Source organism: Actinomadura sp. 3N508 (assembly GCF_044326375.1).
Lineage (GTDB): Bacteria > Actinomycetota > Actinomycetes > Streptosporangiales > Streptosporangiaceae > Spirillospora.
This window is the reverse complement of record NZ_JBIRAX010000020.1, coordinates 1-24,576: the sequence shown is the minus strand read 5'-3', so window position 1 is coordinate 24,576 and position 24,576 is coordinate 1. Positions and strand designations below refer to the sequence as shown.

At 70.3% G+C, this 24,576-nt stretch carries 24 protein-coding genes; 11 read left to right on the top strand and 13 right to left on the bottom strand.

Translation table 11 applies throughout. The features are described 5' to 3' along the window. The first annotated feature begins 12 nt into the window (after positions 1-12). Both ACH34S_RS40680 and ACH34S_RS40675 read left to right on the top strand, forming a co-directional pair. Positions 13-567: a CGNR zinc finger domain-containing protein gene (locus tag ACH34S_RS40680; RefSeq protein WP_395958275.1), complete on the top strand. Its 555-nt coding sequence runs from the start codon at positions 13-15 to the stop codon at positions 565-567. Then, on the top strand, positions 564-1,007 hold the full coding sequence (locus ACH34S_RS40675) for a protein-tyrosine phosphatase family protein (protein ID WP_395958274.1): 444 nt from the start codon (positions 564-566) through the stop codon (positions 1,005-1,007). Before ACH34S_RS40680 ends, ACH34S_RS40675 begins: the two co-directional genes overlap by 4 nt. Here ACH34S_RS40675 and ACH34S_RS40670 read toward each other — a convergent pair. From ACH34S_RS40670 to ACH34S_RS40660, 3 genes are all read right to left on the bottom strand, one after another. Continuing rightward, positions 997-2,601 (bottom strand): GMC family oxidoreductase, encoded by a 1,605-nt coding sequence (locus tag ACH34S_RS40670; protein ID WP_395958273.1) that lies wholly within the window; start codon positions 2,599-2,601, stop codon positions 997-999. The two genes, ACH34S_RS40675 and ACH34S_RS40670, sit on opposite strands and share 11 nt — an antisense overlap. A 411-nt stretch (positions 2,602-3,012) precedes the next feature. Next, positions 3,013-4,284, bottom strand: a complete 1,272-nt coding sequence (locus tag ACH34S_RS40665) for a trypsin-like serine peptidase (protein WP_395958272.1) — start codon at positions 4,282-4,284, stop codon at positions 3,013-3,015. A 190-nt stretch (positions 4,285-4,474) separates the two neighbouring features. Then, positions 4,475-8,173, bottom strand: a complete 3,699-nt coding sequence (locus ACH34S_RS40660) for a M28 family peptidase (RefSeq protein WP_395958271.1) — start codon at positions 8,171-8,173, stop codon at positions 4,475-4,477. Positions 8,174-8,445: 272 nt separating this feature from the next. Between ACH34S_RS40660 and ACH34S_RS40655 the strand changes: the two genes are divergently transcribed. Beyond that, a complete protein-coding gene (locus ACH34S_RS40655; protein ID WP_395958270.1) occupies positions 8,446-9,420 on the top strand; it encodes a LysR family transcriptional regulator in 975 nt (324 codons plus the stop codon). On the opposite strand, the gene ACH34S_RS40650 is transcribed toward ACH34S_RS40655, so the two are convergent. Then, positions 9,375-10,391, bottom strand: a complete 1,017-nt coding sequence (locus ACH34S_RS40650; RefSeq protein WP_395958269.1) for a GlxA family transcriptional regulator — start codon at positions 10,389-10,391, stop codon at positions 9,375-9,377. The two genes, ACH34S_RS40655 and ACH34S_RS40650, sit on opposite strands and share 46 nt — an antisense overlap. Before the next feature lie 71 nt (positions 10,392-10,462). On the opposite strand from ACH34S_RS40650, the gene ACH34S_RS40645 reads away from it, so the two are divergent. After that, a complete protein-coding gene (locus ACH34S_RS40645) occupies positions 10,463-11,755 on the top strand; it encodes an APC family permease (protein ID WP_395958268.1) in 1,293 nt (430 codons plus the stop codon). 1 nt (position 11,756) lies between these two features. Here the strand turns inward: ACH34S_RS40645 and ACH34S_RS40640 are convergent, their stop codons facing one another. The 6 genes from ACH34S_RS40640 to ACH34S_RS40615 form a co-directional block, all read right to left on the bottom strand. Then, positions 11,757-11,957 (bottom strand): hypothetical protein, encoded by a 201-nt coding sequence (locus ACH34S_RS40640; protein ID WP_395958267.1) that lies wholly within the window; start codon positions 11,955-11,957, stop codon positions 11,757-11,759. Then, positions 11,954-12,178, bottom strand: a complete 225-nt coding sequence (locus ACH34S_RS40635) for a hypothetical protein (RefSeq protein ID WP_395958266.1) — start codon at positions 12,176-12,178, stop codon at positions 11,954-11,956. The genes ACH34S_RS40640 and ACH34S_RS40635 overlap by 4 nt, the downstream gene beginning before the upstream one ends. After that, positions 12,175-12,402, bottom strand: a complete 228-nt coding sequence (locus tag ACH34S_RS40630; RefSeq protein WP_395958265.1) for a hypothetical protein — start codon at positions 12,400-12,402, stop codon at positions 12,175-12,177. Before ACH34S_RS40630 ends, ACH34S_RS40635 begins: the two co-directional genes overlap by 4 nt. A gap of 386 nt (positions 12,403-12,788) precedes the next feature. Beyond that, positions 12,789-13,622, bottom strand: coding sequence for a hypothetical protein (locus tag ACH34S_RS40625; protein ID WP_395958264.1), 834 nt, complete (start codon positions 13,620-13,622; stop codon positions 12,789-12,791). A 203-nt stretch (positions 13,623-13,825) separates the two neighbouring features. After that, positions 13,826-14,278: a hypothetical protein gene (locus ACH34S_RS40620; RefSeq protein ID WP_395958263.1), complete on the bottom strand. Its 453-nt coding sequence runs from the start codon at positions 14,276-14,278 to the stop codon at positions 13,826-13,828. 97 nt (positions 14,279-14,375) lie between these two features. Next, entirely contained in the window at positions 14,376-14,858 is a 483-nt protein-coding gene (locus ACH34S_RS40615; protein WP_395958262.1) for a pyridoxamine 5'-phosphate oxidase family protein, read from the bottom strand. Between the two features lie 230 nt (positions 14,859-15,088). Between ACH34S_RS40615 and ACH34S_RS40610 the strand changes: the two genes are divergently transcribed. Continuing rightward, positions 15,089-15,532, top strand: coding sequence for an ATP-binding protein (locus ACH34S_RS40610; RefSeq protein ID WP_395958261.1), 444 nt, complete (start codon positions 15,089-15,091; stop codon positions 15,530-15,532). On the opposite strand, the gene ACH34S_RS40605 is transcribed toward ACH34S_RS40610, so the two are convergent. Further along, positions 15,516-15,668: a hypothetical protein gene (locus ACH34S_RS40605; protein WP_395958260.1), complete on the bottom strand. Its 153-nt coding sequence runs from the start codon at positions 15,666-15,668 to the stop codon at positions 15,516-15,518. The two genes, ACH34S_RS40610 and ACH34S_RS40605, sit on opposite strands and share 17 nt — an antisense overlap. A gap of 330 nt (positions 15,669-15,998) precedes the next feature. On the opposite strand from ACH34S_RS40605, the gene ACH34S_RS40600 reads away from it, so the two are divergent. The 3 genes from ACH34S_RS40600 (at position 15,999) to ACH34S_RS40590 (ending at position 18,782) form a co-directional block, all read left to right on the top strand. Then, positions 15,999-16,961 (top strand): GlxA family transcriptional regulator, encoded by a 963-nt coding sequence (locus ACH34S_RS40600; protein ID WP_395958259.1) that lies wholly within the window; start codon positions 15,999-16,001, stop codon positions 16,959-16,961. Continuing rightward, the gene (locus ACH34S_RS40595) at positions 16,958-17,560 is read left to right on the top strand and encodes a DJ-1/PfpI family protein (protein WP_395958258.1); all 603 of its coding nucleotides are present in this window, start codon (positions 16,958-16,960) and stop codon (positions 17,558-17,560) included. The genes ACH34S_RS40600 and ACH34S_RS40595 overlap by 4 nt, the downstream gene beginning before the upstream one ends. 76 nt (positions 17,561-17,636) lie before the next feature. Beyond that, on the top strand, positions 17,637-18,782 hold the full coding sequence (locus ACH34S_RS40590) for a hypothetical protein (protein ID WP_395958257.1): 1,146 nt from the start codon (positions 17,637-17,639) through the stop codon (positions 18,780-18,782). Here the strand turns inward: ACH34S_RS40590 and ACH34S_RS40585 are convergent. Further along, positions 18,779-19,711, bottom strand: a complete 933-nt coding sequence (locus ACH34S_RS40585) for an arginase family protein (RefSeq protein WP_395958256.1) — start codon at positions 19,709-19,711, stop codon at positions 18,779-18,781. The two genes, ACH34S_RS40590 and ACH34S_RS40585, sit on opposite strands and share 4 nt — an antisense overlap. Before the next feature lie 34 nt (positions 19,712-19,745). Here ACH34S_RS40585 and ACH34S_RS40580 point away from each other — a divergent pair, with 34 nt between their 5' ends. Continuing rightward, positions 19,746-21,419 (top strand): CocE/NonD family hydrolase, encoded by a 1,674-nt coding sequence (locus tag ACH34S_RS40580; protein ID WP_395958255.1) that lies wholly within the window; start codon positions 19,746-19,748, stop codon positions 21,417-21,419. A 14-nt stretch (positions 21,420-21,433) separates the two neighbouring features. Here the strand turns inward: ACH34S_RS40580 and def are convergent, their stop codons facing one another. Beyond that, on the bottom strand, positions 21,434-22,003 hold the full coding sequence (def, locus tag ACH34S_RS40575; RefSeq protein WP_395958254.1) for a peptide deformylase: 570 nt from the start codon (positions 22,001-22,003) through the stop codon (positions 21,434-21,436). A 924-nt stretch (positions 22,004-22,927) separates the two neighbouring features. On the opposite strand from def, the gene ACH34S_RS40570 reads away from it, so the two are divergent. Next, positions 22,928-23,188, top strand: a complete 261-nt coding sequence (locus ACH34S_RS40570; RefSeq protein ID WP_395958253.1) for a hypothetical protein — start codon at positions 22,928-22,930, stop codon at positions 23,186-23,188. A gap of 9 nt (positions 23,189-23,197) precedes the next feature. Next, positions 23,198-23,998 (top strand): hypothetical protein, encoded by an 801-nt coding sequence (locus ACH34S_RS40565; RefSeq protein WP_395958252.1) that lies wholly within the window; start codon positions 23,198-23,200, stop codon positions 23,996-23,998. Positions 23,999-24,576 lie beyond the last annotated feature (578 nt).

The window sequence follows — 24,576 nt, the reverse complement described above, 5'->3', positions numbered from 1 at the left end:
AGGGTTCCCCCCTTGCACATCCCGATCGGTGCCTATGCGGGCGGTATCGAGCTGGCCAACTTGCTGGTCAGCACGTCGCCGACCGTCCGGGGCGCGGAGGCGCTGCCCGATCTCGGGGCGCTGTCCGCGCTGATCGCGGGGCATGAGCTGCGGGCGCCGGTCCAGGAGGACGTCTTCCAGGTCCAGCTCCTCCGCCGGGAGGTGCGCGGGATCATGGAGACCGAGACGGCCGAGCAGGCCGTCGCGGGGGCGGGCGTGCTGCTCGGGCGTGCCGGGCTCCCGCCCGTCCTGCGGCGTGAGCCCGACGGGCCGTGGCAGTGGTTCGTCCCGACCGCGACGGGCGCGCCGCTCGCGGACGAGCTGGCCGCCTTCATTGCTGTCGGACTGCTCGGTGTCGTGCGGGCGCTCGGGCACGACCGTTTCCGAGCCTGCGCCGCCCCCGGCTGCCGCGGCGTGTTCGCCGACGTCAGCCGGGCCGGGCGGCGCCGCTACTGCATGCCCGACCTGTGCGGGAACCGCCTCAACGTCGCCAACCACCGCGCCCGCCGACGGGAGATGACCTCGTGACCACGCTGCTGACTTCTGCGATCCAGCTCCCGGACGGGACCTATGTCCGGGGGCGCGGGCTGCGCAACCCGCTGCCGGACGGCCCCGCACCCGACTTCGGGCTCTATCTGGGGTCGGGGCGGCTTCGCCGGCGTCATGAAGCGGACATCCGCTGGCCGTCCGCCTGGATCGAGTGGCCCGACTTCCTCCTGCCGCGTGACCGGGACGCGGCCGTCCGGGACATCCGTGCCCTGCACGAGCGGGCCCGTTCCGGTGCGGCCGTCGAGGTCGCCTGCGGCGGCGGTGTCGGACGCACCGGAACGGTCATCGCGTGCTTGGCCGTCCTGTCGGGGGTGGAGCCGTCCGAAGCCGTCGCCTGGGCGCGCGAACACCACCATCCGCGGGCCGTCGAGACGCCGTGGCAGCGACGGTGGGTGGCCGGGTTCCCCGCTAGTCGCTGAGGATCAGTTTCGCGGCGTGCTCGCCGATCATCATGCTCGGCGCGTTGGTGTTCCCGCCCGTGATCGACGGCATGATCGACGCGTCCGCGACCCGCAGGCCCTCGATGCCGCGCACGCGCAGCTCCGGGTCGACCACGGCCCGCTCGTCCGCGCCCATCCGGCACGTGCCGACCGGGTGGTAGACGGTCGTCGCCCGGTTCGGCAGCTCCTTGGCCAGTGCGTCTCTGTCCGGGAAGCCGGGGCCCGGGGAGAGTTCTTCCTTCACGTCGCGGGCGATCGTCTTGTTCGCCATCACATCTCTGACCAGCTCGATGCCGTCCAGCAGGAGGCGCGCGTCGTCGGGATCGGTCAGGTAGGCCGGGTCGATGAGGGGCGCGGCGGACGGGTCCGTGGACGCCAGCCGTAGCGTCCCGCGGCTCTTCGGGTAGATCAGCGTCGGCATGATCGTGAGGGCGGAGCGCTTGTCCACCTTGTGCCGGACGGGCGCGTCCTGGTTCGGGAACGGGTACGACCACGGCAGCGCGTGCAGCTGGAGGTCGGGGATGCCGGCGGCCCGGCCGGTGCGGACGAAGCCGACCGCCTCGAACACGCTGCGCGCGACCCACGTCCCGCCCCTCGTCCACTCCTTGGCGACGCCGGACGCGAAGTACGGCGCCGTGCCCCGGTGGCGGGCCGTGTCCATGACGTAGGTCATCGGGACGAACATGTGGTCGTGCAGGTTGTCCCCGACGGGCAGGTCCGCGTGCACGTCGATGCCGTGTTCCCGCAGGTGCGCGGCCGGGCCGACGCCCGACAGCAGGAGCAGCTGCGGCGAGCCGAACGTTCCCGCCGCCAGGATCACCTCGCGGGACGCGCGCACCGTCCCGCGGACCTTCTTCGTGACGACCTCGATCCCGGTGGCCCGCCCGTCCCGTACGACGACCCGCTCCACCATCGCCCCGGTCACGACCGTCAGGTTCGGCAGGCCGTGATCGTCGAGATATCCGACGGACGAGCTGTACCGCAGCCCCTCGTGGACGCTCTGCTGGAAGATCCCCGCGCCGTCCTGGACCTCGCCGTTGTAGTCGTCGTTGCGCTTCACGCCCGCCGTCTCGATCAGCGCCTCGATGAACGCCTCCGACGCGGGGGTGAGGTCCCGCTGCCGCGTGACCTGGATCGGGCCGCCTGCGCCGCGCAGGGCGCTCGCGCCGTCCTCCCAGTTCTCCATCCGCTTGAAGCTGGCAAGGACGTCGTCGTGGCTCCAGCCGGTGCAGCCGCCGGCCGCCCAGTCGTCGAAGTTCTTCCGGTTGCCGCGCACGAACAGCATCCCGTTGATCGACCCGGAGCCGCCGAGCACGCGGCCCTTCGTCTGCGGGATCTTCCTGTCGAGGGCGCTCTTCTGCGGGGTGCTGTAGAAGCCCCAGTCCAGCTTCTTCTTCAGCTGCGGGACGTTGTGGAAGACGGCGATCAGGCCGGGCTTGCGCACCAGCGGCGTCCGGTCCGGGCCGCCGGCCTCGACCAGGACGACGTCCGCGCCCGACTCGGCCAGGCGCCGCGCCAGCACGCAGCCCGCGCTGCCGGCGCCCACGACGACGTAGTCAGCGGTCCGCTCCATGTGTTCCTCCCAGCGGACGCGGCCGGCCGGGGCCCATAACCGGCTGGGCATGGCCGGGCGACCACTCGTGAGGGCCCGCGCCTGGCCCGTTCGGCGCCGCCGCGAGGGCGACCTGAGCTGCGGCGATCGTAGAGGGCCCGGGGGCAGGCGGCCAAGCACTGTCCCGATGACCGGAAAGACCCGATGACCGGAAAGGGAGGCGGGAAGAGAGGCCGGGAAGAGAGGCCCGTCCAAAGGCACAAAAAAATCCCGTCGCGGTACCGCACCGGCTCATGGGCCAGGTCACGGCCGGTGCGGTACCGGCGGGCGTCCGGTGTCCTCCCCGCCAAGGGATCGCCGGACAGCGCTCCCGGCCGGGACCCACGGGAGGAGAAACGTCCCGGACGAGAGGTCAGCGCCGCGCTGAGCGGGTCAGCCGCTCAGGACGCGGGAATCGGCGGTTCCGGGTTCGTTGTCGATCAGGGCGGAGATCTCCTTGTAGACGAGGCTGATGCGGGTGCCCCAGTTCGGGCAGCCGCCGAGGTGGTGCAGCGCGATCACCTTGTGGGAGGACCCGGCGAGGACCGGCGAGCCGGAGTTCCCGCCCGAGGTGTCGCACATGTATCCGGTGTTGACCCCGGACGACGGCGTGCGGATCACGCAGTTCCCGCCGCCGTCCTCGACGATCGTCAGCCGCTTCGGCAGCGTGTCGCCGTGGCCGGGGATGTAGATCCGCTCACCGGCGGTGGGTTCGCGGGTCTCCAGGTAGAGCGTCCCGAACTGCTGGATGCTCTCGAAGTTGTTCACCGAGAACAGGGCGTAGTCGAGAGCGCTGAGCGGGCTCAGCTTGAGCAGTTCGGCTCCGCTGACCTTGACGCCGGCACCCGGGTTGCGGCCGCCGCACGTGGCGCACTCGTAGTCGAACTGGAACTCGCTGCCCCGCAGGTCGGCCGCGCTCTCCATGCAGTGCTGGTTGGTGAGCATCGTGTTGGTGTCGCCGACGCGCCACGACGTGCAGTGCCCGAGTCCGTTCAGGAGCTGGCGGGCGACCGCGCGGGACTTGGCGTACTCGGTCGGATGGCTCGTCTTGTAGCACGTCGTGTCGCGGCGGTCCTCGGCGCCGCAGACGCTGAACGTGCGGGGGTTGGCCGACGCGTACTCGGCCTGGGTGAAGCCGCGGAAGTAGGAGTCGATCCGGGCACCGAAACCCTGCCTGGTCAGCGCGGCGGCGTTGCCGCGCTTCTTGGCGGAGTGCAGGGTGACGACGGCGGTGTCCCCGTCGATGGACATCGCGGCGAAACCCGTCCCGCCGTGGACGGTGAACGGGGAGTCGCCGCGCTGCTTCCGGACGGTCGGGTCGCCGCGGTAGGTGTGCACCTCGCGGCCGGACGGCGAGGCGACCGTGATCCGGTCGCCGGGGAGCAGCCGCACGGACGCGAAATGCACCTTGAGGTAGCTGGAGCCGGGCGAGCGGAGCGTCACCTGAGTGGACCGGCTGTCAGGCGAGTACCGGACGGCGGCGTTCGCGGCCGCCTTCTCTCCGGCCGCGTCCGGCTTGGGGGCGAGGGTGGCGGGTTGGCGGGATTGGGCCTGCGCGGCGGCGTCGTCGCTCCGGACGGGAGCGGCCGACGCCGTGGCGGCGGGCAGGATCAGGGTCACGGCAAGCGGAATCGCCGCTGCCAGGAAGCGTGACTTTCTGGACATGTGCGCACCTCCTCTGGGGGCCGAGCTGCGCTTGGCGGGTTGGGGGGATCGGCGGGGTCGGGATCCGTGGGTTGGGGGTTGGGGGTTGGCGGTTAGGGGTTGGCGGGGATGGGCGAATATGTGGATGTCCGGCCCGGCCTCCGCCCCTTTCGGGGAGGAGACCGGACCGGACACTTAACACCACCGGCGACTAGAGCGTGATGCTCCAGCCCCTAAGGGTCCCGATGTCCTGGGGCCCGTAGTCGTAGAAGTACACCTGCCAGTTACCGGCCGCCTGCGAGGAGACGCCCGGAACCTGGAAGGTCCGCTCGCCGTTCCACGGCGTGCACTGGTACTGACCGGTGCCCTGCCGCTTCACCACGAACTGCTGGCCGCTCGGCGCGATCAGCCACACACCCAGGTCCTCGGAGCAGGTGTGCGTCGCGTCGATCGACAGGCTCACCGTCGGCGCGGCCTGCCCCTCGATCGCGACCTGGATCGGGCTGGACGTCCAGGTGTAGTCGCGGATCGGGTAGTCGGTCTCGCTGGTGAACGTGCGGTCACCACCGGACGGCTTGGTCACCGTCAGGGTGTAGGTGGCCGTGCGGGTGACCGAGCCCCGTCCGGTGACCGTCACCGTGTAGCTGCCCTCAGGCGTGCTACTGGTGGTGGCCAGCGACAGGGTCGCGGTACCGCCCGCCTTGACCTCACCCGGGTTGATGGTGGCCGTCACGCCGCCGGGCGACACCGTCGCCGACAGCGCCACCTGCTGCGCCGTCCCCTGGGTGAGGGCGGTGCGGACGGTGGCCTGCGTGGAGTTGCCCGCCTGGACGGTCCCGTTGGACGGGTCCACCGACACCGAGAAGTCGTCGGTTCCACTGCCTTGCACCCGGAGCGTGAAGCTCGCGGTGCGCGTGGCGGACTCCCCGGTGCCGGTGACCGTCACGACGTAGTCGCCCGCCGGGGTTGCCGACGTGGTGGCGACGGTCATCGTGGACGCTCCGCCGGCCTGGATGGTGGCGGGGCTGAAGCTGACGCTAGGCCCGCCCGGCGACACCGCAGCCGTCAGGTTGATCGGCTGGGCGGCGCCTTCGGTCACCGCGGTGGTGATGGTGGCCGTGGCCGACTGTCCTGGTTGGACGCTTGCGGACGTGGGGTTCGCCGCCATTGAGAAGTCGTCCGAGGGGTTCGACTGACCCACGGACGTCTTCCACAGCGCCCACGCCATGGCGTCCGCGCTCCGGTCGAGCGCGGTCGTGTTGATGTTGCTCGGGTAGCTGTCGCAGGACGCGTGGTAGCAGCGGTCGAAGGCCACACCGGCCTGGCCGCCCCACTTCTGCGCCTGGGCGGACGACTTCGTCGCCGACGCCCCGGTGGACAGGAACGTCGTCGCGATTCCGGCGTTGCGGAACGGGCCGTCGTCGCTGCAGCACTCGCCCATCTCTTCGGTGCCGACGCTGATGGAGTCGAAGTACCCCTTCAGGTTGGACGACAGCTGCGAGTTGAGGTTGTCGATGAAGTAGCCGGCGTTCGGGCTGCCGACCATGTCGAAGTTGAAGTAACCCTTGATCTTCGACCGCTCGGTCTGGGCGAGGCGGCCGACGTAGAACTCGGAGCCGTTGAGGCCCTGCTCCTCGTCCGTCCACCAGCCGAGCCGGGCCTTGTTCAGCATCGTCGGCTTGGTCTGCGCCAGCGTCAGCGCCGTCTCCAGGAGCGCGGCGGAGCCGGTGGCGTTGTCGTTGATGCCGGGTCCGCCCCGGACACCGTCGAGGTGCGCGCCGAACATGTAGACGCTGTTGGCGTCACCGCCCGGCCACTCGGCGATCACGTTGGGGCCGGAGCCCGCCGTGCAGCCGGAGGTGCACGCCTGCTGGGTCACGGTGAACCCTGCGGCCTGCAGCTTCTGCGTCACGTAGTTGGCGGAAGCGGTGTAGCCGGCGCCTGCCGCGTACCGGTTCCCGCCGTTCTGCGTGGCGAAGTTCTGGAACTGCTGCAGGTGCCCCTGGACGTTCGTGAGGCTGATGTTCGGCGGTTCGCTTCCGCCGGGCCCGCCGTCGTCCTGGACGTTGAGCGAGTAGGTCGCGGTCTGGGTCTTCGTCCCGCCCCTGCCGGTCACGGTGACCGTGAACGGCCCGGTCTGCGCCGCGGCGCTCGCCGTGAGGGTGAGCGTCGAGGTGTTGCCGGACTGGACCCGCGCCGGGCTGAAGCTCGCGGTGATGCCGCTGTTGGCCGGCGACACGGTCGCGGTCAGGTCGACCGCCTCCGAGGCGCCCTGGGTGACGGTCGTGGCGACCGTCGCCTGCACCGAGGAGCCCTGCTTGACCGAGCCCGAGCCGGGCGACACCGACAGCGAGAAGTCGTTGCCACCGGTCGGCTGGCAGGTCGGCTCGCCGGACTGCGCCGGCATCGAGACCGCGGTCCACGCGGCCTTGACCTTGTCGTACCAGGTGCAGGTCGAGTCGAGGTTCTTCGCGGCCTGCAGCGTCAGGACCCGGTAGCGGCCGTAGTTGGTGCCGGACGTCTTCAGCATCATCGCGTTGTAGAAGATCTTCGTCGCGTTCATGATGCCGATGCCGGTCATGCTGCTGCCGTTGCAGGTCGGGCTGGTCGGCTTGCCGCCGCCCGGGTTGTTGCCCTCGGCGAGCAGGTAGAACCAGTGGTTGCCCGGTCCGGCCGCCTTGTGCACCTCCATGCTCGGCACGGAGCTGGAGTAGCAGTTCGGGTCGTTGTTGACCCGCGACGGCTCGTACATGTTGCGGATCGGGCCCGAGCCGGTGAGGTTGATCTCCTCGCCGACCGTGTAGTCGGGGACGTCCTCGGGGTTGTTGAGGAGCGCCTCGACGGCCGCGCCCCACACGTCGCCGACGAACTCCTGCGTGTTGCCGCCGGAGATGCCGCCGGGCGTGTAGCTGTCGAGCCCGTGCCCGAACTCGTGGGCCACGACGTCCGTCGCGGTGATCCACTGGTTCTGGTTGTTGTAGCCGAACTGGGCCTGGCCGTTCTGCCAGTAGGCGTTGACGGCGTTCAGCCCGACGAACGCCGGGGCCCACTGGCCGCTGCTGTTCAGGCCGGTGCGGCCGAACTGCTTCAGCAGGTCCCACATGCCGGCGCCCGCGTACATGACGTCGACGCAGCCGGCTTCCTTGCTGGTCTTGGACGTGCTGCCCCACACGTCGTCAGGACCGGAGAAGACGGCCTTGCTGCTGTAGTCGGCGCAGCTGAGACCGGGCCGCTGCGGGTCCCGCATCGTGTACTGGCCGCCGGATTGGGTCGTTCCGATCTGCAGGTTCGACCCGCTCCAGATGCCCGTGCCGGTGCCCGCGACGATGAGCTCCTGCTCGGCGAACCGCTTGCCGGTCAGGGCGTCGACGTAGACCTTCTTCTGGCTCGGGTGGTCGCCGTCGCGGCCGGAGACCAGCGTCTCCCACGCGAGCCGGGGCTTCGCGAGCGCGTGCACCACCAGGCGCGGCGCGAGCGTCTTGCCGTCCGGCTTGGTGAGCGCCTTGCTCGACGTCCGCGCTGCCGCCGCCTTGCCGACCTTGGGTGTGAGGCCGATGGCGATCGAGCTCTTCTGCGCCACCGACAGGTTGCGCACGTGGCCCTTCCCGTCCGTCGCGACGACGAAGTCACCGCCGACGACCGGAAGGTCGCGGTAGGTGCGCTCGTAGGCGACGTAGGTGAGGTTCCACGGGGTGGCGACGACCTGCGACCGGACGTACTTGTCGCCCTTGCTGGGGTGCAGTTCGGCGACGCGTCCGTTGATCAGGCGTTCCGCCGATACGACGGCCGCGGTCTTCGGATCGGGGGTCGATCCTTCCGCGCTGGGGGTGGTTCTCAGGGCCAGCGGCACGAGGCCGCTGATCCCGAGAGCGGCGGCCGTAAAGGCCGCCACAACGTGTCTGCGTTTCACTTTCCGCATGCCTCCACTGAGGGGGGAGACCGCACCGCGGGGGGACGGGCGGCCGCAGGCACGGCGATGCCGTCCACCGCCAGCGGGGGCACGCCTGCTACCTGCTCGGCACTCGGATTGGGGGCAGAGAGGGGGAGATCGGGCAGGGGGCAGGTGATTGCGGAGGGCGGGGGCGCCAGGAGCTGGTGGACGGTTTGTCGTGCCTTGCGAAAATGAGAGTGACATCTGCGGAACGCTTGCGGGCCCTGCCACTTAGGCATAGCTTCGCGGCTATGCAGGTGGAACTGCGGCATTTAAGGGTGCTCTGCCAGCTAGCGGAGACAGGTAGCATCACGCGCGCCGCGGCGAGCCTCGGTGTCTCCCAGCCGACGCTCAGCAACCAGCTGCGGCGCATAGAGAAGGCCTTCGGCGGTCCGCTGTTCGACCGCGACGCGCAGGGCATCACGCCCACCCCGCTCGGACGGCACGTCCTGGCCCGCGCCCGCGGCGTCCTCGCCGACATGGACGACCTGCTCGCGACCGTCCCCGCCGGCGGCCCCCGCACCGGCATCCGGCTCGGCACGCACCCGCACGTCCTGCTGGGCGAGTGGCTCCGCAAGCTCGAAGCGGAGATGCCGCACCGCACCGTCAGCACCAGCCTCGACTACTCCGGCGCCGTCCTGACCCAGCTCCTCGCCAACGACCAGGTCGACGTGGTGTTCATGGGACGCGTCGCCGACCACCACGCCCCGCCGTGCCCGCCCGGCGTCACCGAACGCGTCATCACCATCGAGCCGTGCGGGATAGCGCTGGCGTCCGCGCACCCCCTCGCGTCGCGGGGCCGCGTCAGCCTGACGGACCTGGCCGGGGAGACATGGATCCCGCCGCAGGGCGGCGACGACGGCGGCACCGCGATGCTCCGCGCCGCCTGCGAGGCCGCCGGTTTCACCCCTCGGTTCCGCTACGCCGGGGTCGACTTCAACAGCATGGTCGGTTTCGTCTCGGCCGGTTTCGCCATCACGCTCGCGTCGCCGACCTGGGTCCCGAGCGACGGGATCACCGTCGTCGCGCTGGCCGGCCGCGCCACGGACGCCTACCGCGTGCTGCGCTGGCGCACCGCCACGATGCTGACGAGCGAGATCGACATCCTGCACCGGACGTTCCACGAGCTGTACAAGCCGGTCGTCGAGCGCAACACGACCATGCTCAGCTGGCTCTCCGACTACCCCGACGCCCGCCCGAAGACCCTGGACATCCCCGCGGGCTGAACCGGCTGCCGGGCGGCCCGGAACCGGAACACGTGCCGGTAGGACTGCGGAGAAACCCCGGCGACCCGCCCGAAGTGATACCGGAGATTCACGCTGTTCCCGAAGCCCGCACTCCGGGCGATCTCCTCGATCGGGCTGTCGGTCGTCTCAAGCAGTTCCTGGGCCAGCCGAACCCGCTGCTGGAGCAGCCACTGGAGCGGCGTGATGCCGAGCGTGTCCCGGAACCGGCGGGCGAACGTCCGCTCACTCAGATGCGCGACCCGGGCCAGCTCCGGAACGGTGATCGGCCGATGCAGCCGCTCCCGCGCCCACTCCAGCACCGTCGCCAGGTCGTCGCTCTTCTCTGCGGTGACGACGGGCTTGGTGTACTGCGCCTGCCCGCCGTCCCGATGCGGCGGCACGACCATCCGCCGCGCGATCTCGTTGGCCACGGCGGCCCCATGGTCACCGCGCACGAGATGGAGACAGACGTCGATGGCCGCACCGGACCCGGCCGTAGTGATGATGTCGCCGTCGTCGATATAGAGCGGAGCGGGATCGAGCCGCACCCGCGGAAACCGGTGCGCGAAATCAGTCGCGTTCATCCAGTGCGTGGTGGCGCGGCGCCCGTCCAGGAGACCGGCCGCCGCAAGCACGTATGCCCCCGTGCACAGCGACACGATCCGCTTGCCACGCCGGGCCGCCTCCCGCAGGACCGCGACCAGCTCGGGCGGCGGCGCAAGCTGCGCATAACGGGCCAGCCCGCCCACGATCACGGTGTCCGCGTCCAGCAGATCCTCATACCGGCGGGACGCATGCAGGCTCACCCCCGAACTGGACGGCAACGCCCCAGGCTCCCCGGCATACAACCAGAACTCGTACCAAGGGTCGACGATGTCGCTCCGGTCGGTACCGAAGACCTCACACGGGATGGCCAGCTCGAACACCGGCGCGCCGGGAGTCACCGCCAGGCCGATGACATGTCCGCTCATGGCAGGAATTCTACGGACCTCGACCTTTCTGCCACTAGTGATCGGTTCCGGCACCGCCGACGCTGAATCCCGTGACGAACTCCAAGGGCCACCTCACCCTCGGCCAGGGCACCGCGATGTACGTGGGCGCCGTCCTGGGCACGGGCGTGATCGCCCTCCCCGCCCTGGCGGCCGAAGCCGCGGGCCCGGCCTCCCTGCTCGCCTGGCTGGCCCTGGTGGTCATCTCAGCCCCGCTGGCGGCCACCTTCGCGGCCCTGGGCGCCCGCCATCCCGACTCCGGCGGCGTCTCCACCTACGCGCGCCTGGCATTCGGCGACCGCGCCGCCGCCATGGTCGGCTGGTGCTTCTACTTCGCGATCCCGCCGGGCGGCCCCGCCGCCGCCCTCTTCGGCGGTGCCTACGTAGCAGCCGCCACCGGCGGCGGCAAGGCGACAACGTTCATCACGGCCGCCGCACTACTGGCAATAGTGACGGCCACCAACATGGCGGGCCTCCGCATATCCGGAAGGTTCCAGTTGGTCCTGGCCGCCCTCCTGGTGTCCCTTCTCCTGGTCTCGGTCGCCCTCTCCCTCCCTGACGCCCGCTGGGACAACCTGACCCCCTTCGCCCCCCACGGCTGGACGGCCATCGGATCAGCGGCGGCCCTGCTCGTGTGGAGCTTCGCGGGCTGGGAGGCGATCACGCACCTGGCCGCCGAGTTCCGGCACCCGTCCCGCGACCTACCCCGCGCCACCGCCGCCGCTGTCTGCGTGGTCGGCGTCCTCTACCTACTGGTGGCGTTCGCGATCATCGCCGTCCTGGGCTCCGCCGCCTCCACGTCGGACGCCCCGCTCGGCGCCCTGATGGCCCAGGGCCTGGGCGGCAACGTCCGCTGGCCCGCCGCCGCAGCCGCCGTCCTCCTGACCATGGGGACGATGAACGCCTACTACGCGGGCGCGGCCAACCTAGGCGCCGCCCTAGGCCGGGACGGTGCGCTGCCGTCCTGGCTGGCACGCGGCAGCGTCGCAGGCCAGGTCCCCAGACGAAGCCTGGCCGTAGCGTCCGCGATGTCCTTCGCGGCCCTGGCAGTAGTAGCCGCCATCGACGTGGGCCCAGAACCCTTGGTACTTCTGACCACAGGCTCTTTCGTCACCGTCTACGCAATAGGAGTAGCGGCCGCCATCCGCCTTCTCCCCCGCGGCACCCTCGCCCGCACCTCAGCATTCGCCGCACTATTCGCGGTAGCGGCCCTACTCCTAATGACAGGCCGCTACCTGATCTGGCCCGCCGCACTAACGGCAGCGGCCTTGACGTACCTACACCTGAAAACCCGCACCACTCCACCCACCCCACAACCCACCGAGAAACACCTGACCCCGTCCTGAGTCACCTGCTCTCCGCCAACAGCGAGACGGCGCGGCGCGTGGCATCGGGATCGGCGGCGGCAAGCGACTCCAGCAGCCCGTCCAGGTCGGACGCCCAGATCAGAATGCGGCCGATGCCCCGCCAGATGCCCGCGCCGTCCCGCATGATCGTCCACTCTGGGAACAGGTGAAGGAGAAGCAGCAGCGTGACGCGCTCGTTCACAGCGACCGCTCCCGCAGGAACCGGTCGATGACCCGCGCGGCAACCTCGATGTCGCCGCCGCACTGGCACAGGAACCCGCCCCGCCCACGGTGAGCCTCATGGAACGCCCACCCGCCACCAGGCACGGCCACGACGGTGAACGTGGCCGCGGCCCGGCCGGCGCCGTAGACCCGCAGCAGCGGCGTCCGGACCGGGACGACCTCCGGCCGATACATCTTCACGCACCGCCCTGCGTGCGATTCGCCGAACACCTCAGGAACTCGATGTCGAAGTTGGGGGCGGCCGCAGCTTGGTTCGTCGCTTCTTGCGCCGTGGTGGTCTGCGCGATGCGCGCGGTCGGCCCCGACGCGTCCGACCGGGGAGCATAGGCCCCGAGCATCGCGACGAGCGCCAGGACCACCGCCGCCAAGAGGGTCGTGGGTGCGAGGACAGTTCTTCGGCTCATGGGATTTCCTTCCGCTGGACGCGTGCGGGGCGAGCGGCGGCAACGCCACCGACGGCAGTAGTTCGCGCGAAGCCGGCGAGCGGATGACGCGGCGTCGACCAGGGCCAAGGCCCAGCGGATGTGCTTGACGAGGTGGTGTCTCAAGTGGCTGAGCGACATGTGCAGCGCTGAGGGACTCAGGCCGCAGTGCCGGGGTCATGACCGAGAAGCCCCTGACTCCGGATGCCTCCCGGCCGCACCACTGATGACGAGGCGATTCGACCTGACCGACAAGCAGTGGGCGACCCGTAGGAGCGGATCAAAGGGCAGCTCATCCATGGGGTCCGCTGGCGAGGCGGACCGGCACGCCTGGCGGGTTGTTGATGGCCATCAACGAAGGGCTCCGCCTACTTCGAGACACGCCCTAGTGCGGCCAGTGCTGCGGCGAGGACGGCCACGGCGCCCGCGGCCCCGGCTCCGGGGTCGAAGTCGACCTCGTTCAGGGACAGTGGCGCCAGCACCCAGGCGCCCACCACCAGCAGATCCACCGCCATTATCCGCGAGTTCGGCCCGTCCGGTGCCGTTTCGTTCGAGCGTCGCGCTTGTAGCAGCACGCCCACCGCCAAGGCCGCGATCACCAACGTCAGCAGCAGGTCGGCCATCCGCGGGACCTGCAAGCCAAGGGACCGCAGTACGGCATCGAAGAACGCCTCATGGTGGTGATCTTGGTGCTCGCCCAGCACCGGAATGGCGGTCATCCAGGCCACCACGACCTTCAGCAGCAGGGCGGCTGCGATGACGGCACCCAGCCCGGTCACTACGGCCCGCTGTCCCCCGCCGATCGCCGCCGACAGCCCCGGGATCAGCGCGGTGGCCGTGAAGTAGGAGACCAGGAACACCATGGTCGCGGCCTGCGCGATGTCCTCCTCGTAGAGCTGGACGTCCTCCGTCGCCCTGACATGCGATTCCATGGCGAACCACCAGCCGTACTCCACCCACAGCAGCACTCCGGTGGCCACCGCGGCACAACCCAGCGCGCCCGGACGGACAGCGGCCGCCCACCGCCCGAGCCCGTCCTCCAGGCGAACGGTCAGTGCGTGGCAGGCGGCGATGAACACAAGGGCCACCGCTCCCGATTCCGGGGCCAGGCCATACCCCCAGCCGTACTCATCGCCGACCAGGCCGACAAGGACCAGCGCCGCGCCCCCGGCCAGGAACACCAGGCTCCGCCCACGCCGCATCACACGTTCATCTCCGCCCAACACCAAACCGCGACACTCCGGGATCAGCTACGTGATCACCGTAGAGGGGGCCGATCGCCCACACCGTCAGAAAGCAAGCAACCCATCAGGTGAAAGCTCCTCCGGGTACCCGGACGTCGCGGTATGCGGGGGCGGGGGCGGTCCGGTCGGCGTTCCGCAACACCTCTTGATTGACGGCTGCCTCACCTGTGCGTGCGCCACCGGAACCAGTAGTCGACGCCGTCGACGCGGTAGCGGGTACCTGCATCGAACCGCACCTCACCCCTCAGTCGTCGAGCGCCGTCCGGCACTCGACGGTAGGGCGCGAGGAGCGAAGCCAGTTCGTCGTAGCGGGCGTCGATCCCACCGTTCCCCGGATGGCTGTCCGGCTCGACCAGCCCGGCTTCATACCGCTCGTTCCACCTGGCGAAGATCGCCCACTGCTCGCGCTCCATCGCCACCGCCGCCTCGCTCGCGGGCCACACGACGTACTCGTCGGCATCGTCGGCGAGGTGATGGTCGCGAGCCTCGAAGTAGTGCGGGGCACCACTGATGACCGCGAGCCCTTTCTGCGGCCCGTCGTACCACTCCAGCTCGACGTACACCGGCTCGAAACCGTCCGCGATCAGCTGCTGCTCGTCCCGGGTCACGGCCACCTCGGCAGGCTACCCACCAGCGGTCTTCAAGCGACGCCTGCGAACGTGAGCGTGTGGCCGCGTCCAGCCTCGATGCGTTCGGCTTTCGCTCGGTGGGTTACGGGTTGACTTGGCGGCGGGTGTCTATGCCGGATTCGTTCGACGGGTCGCGGCCCGGGACGTGTACTTCGTGTTTCGTCGCGTGGGCCACGTAGAGGCGTAGGCGGGAGTCACCGGTCAGTTCTTCGGGGCGGAATGCTTTGGCGCCTGGGGCTACGCGGGTGAAGGCTTCGGCGCAGCGTTGCGGTAGTTCTTCGTCCGGGACGATGGAGGCGGTCGCTTCTATGTAGGCGCAGCGGCCGGCGCCGATTTCTGCGGTTGAGTCGTAGATGGCCATGGCGACGGATGGGCTGGCTTCGATGTTGCGGGAATGCTGGGCGGAGGGGGATGAGACCCAATAGAAGGTGCGGTAGGCGGTGTGGGTGAAATAGACCGGGGAAAGGCGCGGGCGGTTGTCCGGTTCGGTCGTGCCTAGGGTCATGTAGTGGTTCTTGTCGATGATGGCACGTGCCAACTGGTTGAGGTCGTCGGGCAGGTTCATGAGGCGTCCTCCTAGCGTGATCATGCCATCCTGCTTGGGGGACGGCGGGCGCGGCCAGGGAAAACGTTCGTGCCGGACGTGAACGGGAGACGGGTTCCTGCGCGTACAGCGAGGGTGACGGGGGCGACTTTCCGGAGGCGAAGGGAGTCGTCGTGGACGCGTTGCGAGCTGCCGGCCTAGGCGAAGCGGGCCTTGGAGCCGACCATGCCCGGTGTCGGGGAGGCGGTGCTGTGGGGGACGCGCGGGACCGGGTGGTGATCGGCGAGATCACCCTGCCGGGGGTGGGGCGGTCGGTGGGGTTCGCGCGGAGCTTCGTCCGGGAGACGGTGCCCGACTTTCCCGGGGTGGACGACATGATCACGGTGGTGAGCGAGGCGGTCGCCAACGCGGTCAGGCACACGGCGTCGGGGCGGGAGGGGGGTCGGGTGTCGATCGTGCTGGCGGCGGGGGGCGGGGTCTACCGGCTGGAGGTCGTCGATGACGGGGACGCGGGCGGGGCACCGCACGTCAAGGCCGAGGTGGGGGCGGAGACCGGGCGGGGGATGCGGATCGTGGAGGCGCTCGCGTCCGGCTGGGGGTTCCGGCTGGACGAGGGGCGCGGGGTCACGTGGGCGGAGTTCCCGGCCCCGGTCGCCGAGGACCGGGGCCGGGAGCCGCTCAGCGGCCCCGGTTGAGCTGCCGGGTGGGCATCTGCCGGGCGTTGCGGCGGTTGTTCGCGAAATTCGCCGACCTGATGTCGGGGTTCCGTCGCTTGCCCTTCTTCTTGGACTTGGCGAACGGGTTCGATTCGGGGTTGGCGGTGGCACGCATGGAAAGGACACCTCCGGGCACGTTTGAATTCGGCCATAAGGCAGCGCAGAACGCCGGGCCGATAAAGGGGGTCTTGCGGAATGGCGGCGCGACTGGTCGCAGTGTTTGAGTGCGGTGGTGGCGCCGATGGATGGGCGGGAGCGGGCCCGCTCATCAGGCGGGCGGCTCAACCGGAGGAAGAATCACAGCTCCATGCCTAAGAGTTAGCCATATCCGTCCTAAATGTGTCAACCCGGTAATTCTGTGACGGGGGCCTCATTCTGGCGGGTGGCGTGATGTGTGGGGTGGGTGTCGTTGACGCCATGGGGGTGGGCGCGACAGCGTGGGGGCATGCGCGTTGTGTTCGTGATCTACGACGGGTTCCAGGTGCTCGACCTGGCCGGGCCGCATGAGGTCTTCCGGATCACCGGGCGGTACGAGTGCCTGGTCGTGGGGCCCGAGGCGGGGGCGGTCGCGTCTTCTGGTGGGCTGCCCGTCCATGCCGGGGCCGGTGTTGGGGATCTTGAGCCGGGTGGTGTCGACACGCTCGTGGTGGCCGGTGGGACGGGGGCCGACCGGGCGCGGGAGGATGCGGCGCTGGTCGGGTGGGTCGCGGAGGCGGCGGCTGGGGCGCGGCGGGTCGCGTCCGTGTGCAGCGGGGCGTTGCTGCTCGCCGAGGCGGGGGTGCTGGACGGGCGCCGCGTCACGACGCACTGGGGGCGCGAGGAGCAGTTGCGGAGGGAGTATCCGCGCCTCGACGTCGACTGCGATCCGATCTTCGTCCGGGACGGGCGCGTGTGGACGTCCGCCGGGGTCACGGCCGGGATGGACCTGGCGCTGGCGCTCGTCGAGGACGATCACGGGCGGGAGCTCGCGCACGAGGTGGCGCGGGAGCTGGTGATGTTCCTGCGGCGGCCGGGGAGCCAGTCGCAGTTCAGCGTCCCGCTGTGGTCGGCGCAGCCCGCGTCGGATCCGATTCGTGCGGCGGTGTCGTCCGTCCAGGCCGATCCGGGGGCCCGGCACACGATCGCCGACCTGGCGGGACGGTCCGGGCTCAGCGAGCGGCATCTGCAGCGCAGGTTCACCGCGGAGCTGGGCGTGCCGCCGGCCGCGTACGTCGAGCGGGTGCGGGTCGAGGCGGCGCGGCGGGCGCTGGCGGAAGGGGACGAGCCGGTCGAGACGGTGGCGCGGCGGCTCGGGTTCGGGACGGGCGAGACGCTGCGCAGGGCGTTCCATCGGCATGTGGGCGTCGCGCCGTCCGACTACAGGGAGCGGTTCCGAGGAACCGGGGTTTTGAAGGGAGTTCGGTCATGACCACTTATGGGCTGCTGGTCTTTGAGGATGCAGAGGAACTGGACTTCGTGGGGCCGTGGGAGGTGTTCACTGCGTCCGCCATGGTGCGTGGGCTGGACGACAAGGCGGTGCTCATCGCTGAGGGGTCCGAGCCTGTGCGCTGCAACAAGGGGATGAGGGTCGTGCCTGACTGCGTCCTGGACGACCACCCGAAGCTGGACGTTCTCCTAGTGCCGGGTGGGCGTGGGGCACGGGAAACTCAGGTGGAGAACCCGGCCGTCACGGGCTGGATAGCGAAGGTCGCCGAACAGGTCGATTGGGTGACCTCCGTGTGCACGGGGGCCGTGTTGTTGCATGCGGCTGGTCCGGCCAAGGGGCGTCGGGTCGCGACCCACTGGTCGTGGGAGGACGCCTTGGAGGCGCGTGGTGATGTGACTGTTGTGCGCGACGCTCGCTACGTCGTGGACGGCAATCTCGTCACCAGCCAGGGGGTCTCGGCGGGCATCGACATGGCCCTCTGGCTCATCGGACGCATCCATGGGCGCGACCATGCGAGGACGGTTCGTCGCTACATCCAGTACGAGCCCGCCCCGCCCTACCTGGCCGACGAGCCGCTGTAGGGGGGCGCACGGCCTGATCGGGCCCAACATTCCGCCACACAAGTGATGATCTTCGCTTATCGGCATAATCACCCGAATGGCGATATCGCTACCGGTGCGGTTCCGCAGCGACGGCGTGCGGGTCTCCGTGGAGACCGATCCGCTGCACGCCCCGCTGCGCGACTTCCTCATCAACGACCTGGGCGAGGACGTGTCGGCGATCACCCGCGCCCGGGGACGGCTGAGCGATTCCGGCCGCCCCGACCACGCCGGCGGTCCGAATGCGCCTTGGCAGGAGCTGTATCGCTACCACCGGCTCGACTTCGACGGGACGTTCGTCCACGTGCGGGACGTCGCCGGGTGGGCGTCCTGCGACCTTGACCCGGCCGTGCTGCGCAAATGCCTCGACGAGTACCTCCAGGAGGTCGGTGCGCTGCACAGCCGCCGGAGCCTCGAACGCGCGCTGAGCGAGCCGCCGTCGTCGTCCGGGGCGGCGATGGCGATGTCGCTGGCCCTCGGGTCCGTGTCGCGCCGCACGCAGGGGTGGGGCCTGGTCCAGACGCCGCGCGCCGTGCTGGAGGACGTGGCCGGGCTCACCCCGCACCCGGACGCCTGCGTCCCGCATGGCGTGCTGGAGACCGGGTCCGGTGCGTGCTGGGCCGACCTCGCCGTCTGGGACGAGACAGAAACGCGCCTACGCGGCGGCACCAAGACGTTCATGCCGCGTGGCATCGACCTGGAGCGGCTCATGGCCGAACTGGGGCAGACCCTCACGCAGGCTCTTTTCGTTAGTGCCGTGCCAGGAGCGTGGTCGGGGGTCGTCGCCGGTGTTCCGGTGCACGGCTACGTCGACCCGGAGGCGGTTCTGCGTCTGCCCTGCGAGCCGATCGAGGTCGGTGGCGTCGTCCAACACGTGCGGGTGTTCTTCCCAGAGCTGGGTGACTCCGGTGTCGACCTGGAGGCGGCGGCGTCAGGTGCGAGTGAGTTCGCGCGGTCGGTGGATGGGCAGCGGCATGTTCTGATGGCGTTTCTGCTGCACGACGTCCAGAGTCATCGGCACCATCTGGAAGTCGTCCGTGGTGCGCGTCCTGGCTGGGAGCACACGGGGAACGCCTGTCATCTGCGGGTGGACGTCCAGACCGTCCGGCTGGAGCATCTGTGGCTTCCCGGGCATGCGTGCGAGGTGCCGACAGGCGAATTCGCCAGTGTTCTCTATGAGTACGAGCGGCTGCTGGGTGGTTAGGTGTCGTCGCGCGTGTCGTCGCGCGCGGAGAACGCGGTGACGATCGTGTCCGTCAGGGCGGCGCCTGCCATGCCGTCCGGGTCTAGCTCGGGGTCGTAGATCCCTACGTGGAAGCCAAGCGCGCGCGGGCTCGTCACCAGCGTCGTCAGGACGGACGTGAGTTCCTCGAACGACAGGCCATTCGGGTTGGGTGAATCGACCGCCGGCATGACGCTCTGATCGAGGATGTCGGCGTCCAAGTGAATCCAGAAACCCTCGATGGGCGCGGCCTCCAGGTGCGCTCGCGCCCCTTCAGCGGCGGCGCCTGCGCCGTGCTCGCGGACGTACTCGATCGGATAGCGGCGTATGCGCGAATTGTCGAACGCGGCGAGGTCGGCGATCTCGTGGTCCTCGGGCTCCCGCTGGACGCCGATGTGCGCGACATGCTCCTCGGCGACGTAGGGACGCAGCCCGCCGAGATCGGTGAGCGCGTCGGGGCCGTGCCCCGTGACCAGGCCGAGCGCCATCCCGCCCGCCGTCAGCCGGCCCGCCCAGGCAAGCGGATCGCGGCGCGGCGAGTAGTCGTCGTGCCCGTCCAGGTACGCCAGGCCGAACACGCCGCGGCGGCGCAGCGCGAGCATCGGACCGAGCAGGATGCTGCAGTCGCCGCCCAGCACGACGGGGAAACGTCCGGTGTCGAGCAGTTCGCCGACGCGTGACGCGAGCCGTCCCGAATAGTCGGACATGCCCGGACCGTTCAGGTAGCCCGTCTCCTCGTCCGGGCCGAACACGTAGGGCGGCGGGTCCACCCGGCCGGCGTCCTCGGCGTCCAGGCGGCCGAGGATGCCGTGCCCGCGCAGCGCGCGAGCGAGGCGGCGCACCCCGGGCTCGTGCTCCGCGCGCGGCGGGCGAAGCCCGAGGTTGGACGGGGCATCGAGCACTGCGATCATTCTTGCAATCTAGAACACGGTGAAGGAGCGTCCGATGACCGCGTCCGGACAGCCGCCCTCTGACGGAGGGGCGACGCTCATCGGGCGGATCGCGGAGCGCCTCCTCCGCCTACCCGCGACGCCCGCGGTGCCCTTCGGCGTCGTCCGCGACCTGCGGGCGCCCATGCCGGACGGCGTCGTGCTCACCGCCGACGTGTACCGTCCGCGCGGCACGGGGGCGGTCCCGGGTCCGGCGCTGCCGGTTGTGCTGATGCGGACTCCCTACGGGAAGCAGCAGGCCGTCATCCGGTTGTTCGCCGTACTGCTCGCACGGCGCGGCTTCCAGGTCGTTGTGCAGAATGTGCGCGGCGTCCATGGATCGGGTGGCGAGTTCCGCGCTTTCCACCACGAGAAGGACGACGGCCTAGCGACGCTCAAGTGGCTTCGTGCCCAACCGTGGTGCGACGGCAGGGTCGCCATGGTCGGGGCCAGCTATCTGGGATTCACCGAGTGGGCGGTCGCGCCTTATGCAGACCCGCCCTTGGCGGCGATGGGTGTCGGCATCACCGCGTCCGAATTCGTGAGCTCCTTCTATCCGGGCGGGGCCCTTGCCCTGCACAACACGCTCGTGTGGTCGTCGTCGATGGGGACTCGGGATGGGACAAAGCTGACCTTCCACGACCGGCGCGTCCGTCGGGCGATGCGCCATCTGCCGGTGGGCGAGGCCGACGAGGCGGCCATTGGACGCGCCGAACCGTTCCTCCGCGAGGTCACGGCCCATGCGGAGGCCGGCGACGACTTCTGGAAGGCCACCGACCACAGCGCCGCCGTCCCCGAGACCACCACGCCCACCACGATGGTTACGGGCTGGTGGGACCTCTTCCTCCGCCGCCAGCTCCGCGACTTCGCGGCCCTTCACGCGGCCGGACGCCAGGTCCGCATCACCATCGGCCCATGGGGACACGACGCGAAAGCCCTCCGAGCCACACTCCACGACCAGATCTCGTGGCTCGACGCCCACTTGAACGGCGACAAAGCCCAACTACGCCAGGCGCCGGTAAGGCTCCACCTGCAAAAGGCTGGCCGCTGGCTGGACTTCGACCAGTGGCCCCCGCCCGAAACCCGCCCAACGCCCCTCTTCCTCGGGCGAACACTCAGCTGGGACGCCCCCAGCGACATCGGCGACCCCGGCGCTCTCGGCGACGTCGAACCCGCCACCTTCACCTACGACCCTCTCGACCCCACCCCGACGGTCGGCGGGCCCCTCCTCTCGCCTGGGAGGGGCGGGCAGCGCGACAATACGCGCATCGAGCGTCGTTCCGATGTGGTCGTCCTCAGCTCCGCGCCCTTGACCAGGAATCTAGATCTGATCGGGCCGGTTTCGGCGACGGTCTTCGTCCAGATGAGCACCGGCCACGGCGACCTGTTCGTCCGGCTCTGCGACGTCGGCCCCGACGGCGTCTCCCGCAACGTCACCGACGGCATCCTGCGCATCAGGACGCCCGGTGTCGTGCGAGCCGAGATCGAGATGCATCCGACCGCGTACCGCTTCCTGCGCGGTCACCGCCTCCGCGTGATGCTGGCCGGCGGCGCTTTCCCCCGCTTCGCGCGCAACCACGGCACCGGCGAACCCGCCGCACAGGCCGTCGCGTCCCGGCGCGTCCACGTCGAGGTCTTCCGCGACGCGGCCCGTCCGTCGGCCGTCCACCTGCCCGTCTGGGACGCCTAGAGGGTGCTCTGAAGCTAGCCGGGAAGCGAGTCGGTCTCGGCCGCGTTCTCAGCCGCGGCTGCGGCCTCGGCGCGGAGGGACTCGTACTCCTTGAGGACCTTCTTCCGCGCGCGTGCTGAAAGCCGGTCGATGTAGAGGCGGCCTTCGAGATGGTCGGTTTCGTGCTGGAGGCAGCGTGCGAGCAGGCCCGTCCCTTCGACCGTGATAGCCGCGCCCGTGACGTCATAGCCGTGGACGGTCGCATGGTCTGGACGGGCCAGACGCGCATGCGGACCCGGCACGGAAAGGCAGCCCTCGTCACCATCGTCCAGACGCCGGTTCTCCAGCGCCGGCAGCTCCAGGACGGGATTCACGACCGCTCCCCTATGCCGCTCGCCGTCGTCGTCTGGACAGTCGTAGACGAAGACGCGCAGATCCACGCCGATCTGGTTCGCGGCCAGACCGACCCCGTCCGCCTCGTACATGCTCGCGAGCATGTCGTCCACGAGGTCTTTCAGGGCCCCGTCGAAGCCCTCTACGGTCTTGCACGGCTGGTGCAGGACCGGTGTCCCCACCAGCGTGATCGGCCGCACCTGTCCCGCCATCGCCTGCGCTCCTCACGTCCGGACGTACTTCGCACGCCGCGCGAAACAGGCTACCCAGGGTGACCGCCACATGTCGGGCATCGCCTGTCGCGCAGCGCCACTGCCCGGACGCGGAGCGTGTTCCGCTCGTCGCACGCAGCCGCCCGCTCACCGACAGAGGAGGCCGAAGCGGCCATGGCACAGCCCACGGCTCGCTACGTTCGACGCATCCGCTGAACGGCCGGTGCGAGCCGCTTCGGGGGGAGCGGCCGGTCCTGTGTAAGCGCCCGGGCCAGCTCAGCGGAACGGGGGGAGAGGGGTCACTTCGGGGGAGTGGCCCCTCCGTCCGTTTGCCCGATCGGGGCGCCGCACAAATCCCCGCCCGTAGCGTCACCCCCCTCGCTCTCGAACGTCCGGCCGTCACAATTCAACCGGCCGCAAATCCGCACGGCCGCGAATGACAACACCCTCATCGCCTGGACGCGCGCGCTCAAAGCCCGACCGACCGCCGCACGACGTACAACCCCCGAACTCGAACCCAGACCCGAATTCGGGGCACCTGCCCCACCGCCTGACATTCCCCGAGCGTCTCCTCAAGCGGGCAGATCCGGGACCCTGCCGCCCGCCCCGCGAGCCGCGAGCCGCCGCGCGCGGGCGTTCCCGGCCCGGGGGGCGCCGGACCCGAATGGTCTCCTGGACGTTCAGCGGCCCGTGGACGGTGATCTCCGCCGCCCACCCGAACCGGAATTCTTCGTCAAGGAATTCCCGCGTCCGTTGAAACACCATCGACCGTGCGGGCAATGGAAAGAAGATCAACCCACACCGTCCGACGTTTCCGGCGTAACGGCAGGCTCATCAGAAATGGACGCGGCGAACGGGGCAGGTCGCGAAAATTTGACCCGGCGGACGTCGACTTCCGGACGTGGCTGCGGAATGGTCTCCCCCATGCATTCACGAATTCAGGCGGCCAGGGCGTCCGGACCCACCGGATGGCTGCTGGCCTTTCTCGGCGCGCGCGAGCGGGCGCTGCGCACCCGCACCGGACTGGCGTCAGGCCCCGTGGAGTGGCTGCTCGCCTTCCTGGAGGTCGAACGCGGCGAGCTCGCGGCGCGGCAGCGTCCCGCGGCGGTGCCGGCGCGGCGCGGCAGGTCCGAGGAGTTCCCGTTCGAGCGCCGGGGTGCCCGGCCCGCCGCCCGCAGCGCGTAGAGGAAGGTCATGACCCTCGAGATGTTCCTCGCCGCACTGATCGGCGGCGCGATCGGCCTCGCCGAACTGATCGCGCGGTACCGCGACAGGCCGATCACCGCGTGCCTGTCGCCGGGCGGGCTGCTGTTCGTCTTCGTCAACGCCAGCGCGTCGATCGTCGCGCTGACCGCGGTGACCGCGTCCGGCCTGACGTTCGGGCTGCCCGCGACGATGCCCCCGGCGAGCCTGCTGGTCGTCCAGGTGATCGCCGCCGGGATCGGCTCCGCGGCCGTGCTGCGCATGTCGTTCGCCCCCGCCCAGGGCCGGACCGCGGGCACCGGACCCATCGCGCTCCTCAACGGCATCCTCCGGATCGCGGACGGCGAGCTGGAACGCAAGCGGGCGCTCAGCAGGCTGTCCCACAACGACCTGGCGGGCCTCTCGTTCGAACGCGACCACGCCGCCCTCACCGAGCTGTGCTGCCACCTGATGCGCGAGTTCGACCTGTCCGAGGCCCAGCGGCTCGGCGGCCTCGCCGCCGACCTCAGCCACCGCGACGACCTCACCGACGCAGACAAGCTCGACTGCTGGGGCCTGGAGCTGACCCGGCTGGTCGGCGAGCGCGCCCTCCGGCAGGCGGCGCAGCGGCTGCGAGACCGTCCCCACGAGGACCCGCGCCCGCCCGCGCACGATGAACGGCCGACCGCCCCGGTGCCCGATACCGACTACGCCGCGGACCCGACCCCGGCACGACCGCCCATCGCGAAGACCTCCCGCCTCGCCGCCAGCACGAACGGCAGGCCGGAACGCAAGTCCTTCAGCGATGTCTGAGACGCGATGAGATACCGGTGCACTCCCCACGGGTGCACCGGTATTTCTCCCTCCGCCCGAACGACCCCACGGGCCGGAAGGACAACGCCGGTCGGACCAACTTCGCAGGCCAATGGATCTCCACACACCGAACGGGCTCCACAGCCCACGGGGGTGTCGCAGACCGATCGGCCTCTCCCGGTCGAACGAGCTGCACTGGCAGGGCGGGGTCGCGCAGTCCGCTCAGACTCCATTGGCTGGACGGGCTCCGCAGGCCGCCGGGCCTCCACTGCCCGGTCGCGCTACGGAGGTCTGACGGGCCATGCAAGCCGGTCGGGGCACGCAGGCCGAACGGGCTTTGGAAAGCGAGCGGGTTCCGCATTCCGGTTGCGCTGCGCATGCTGGTCGGGGCACGCAGGTCAGGCGGGGCGCGCAGGCCTATCGGGCCTCAGAAGACAAGCGGGCTGCGCAAGGCCGGCGGGCTACGCAAGGCCGGCGGGCTACGCAAGGCCGGCGGGCTACGCAAGGCCGGCGGGCTACGCAAGGCCGGCGGGCTACGCAAGGCCGGCGGGCTACGCAAGGCCGGCGGGCTACGCAAG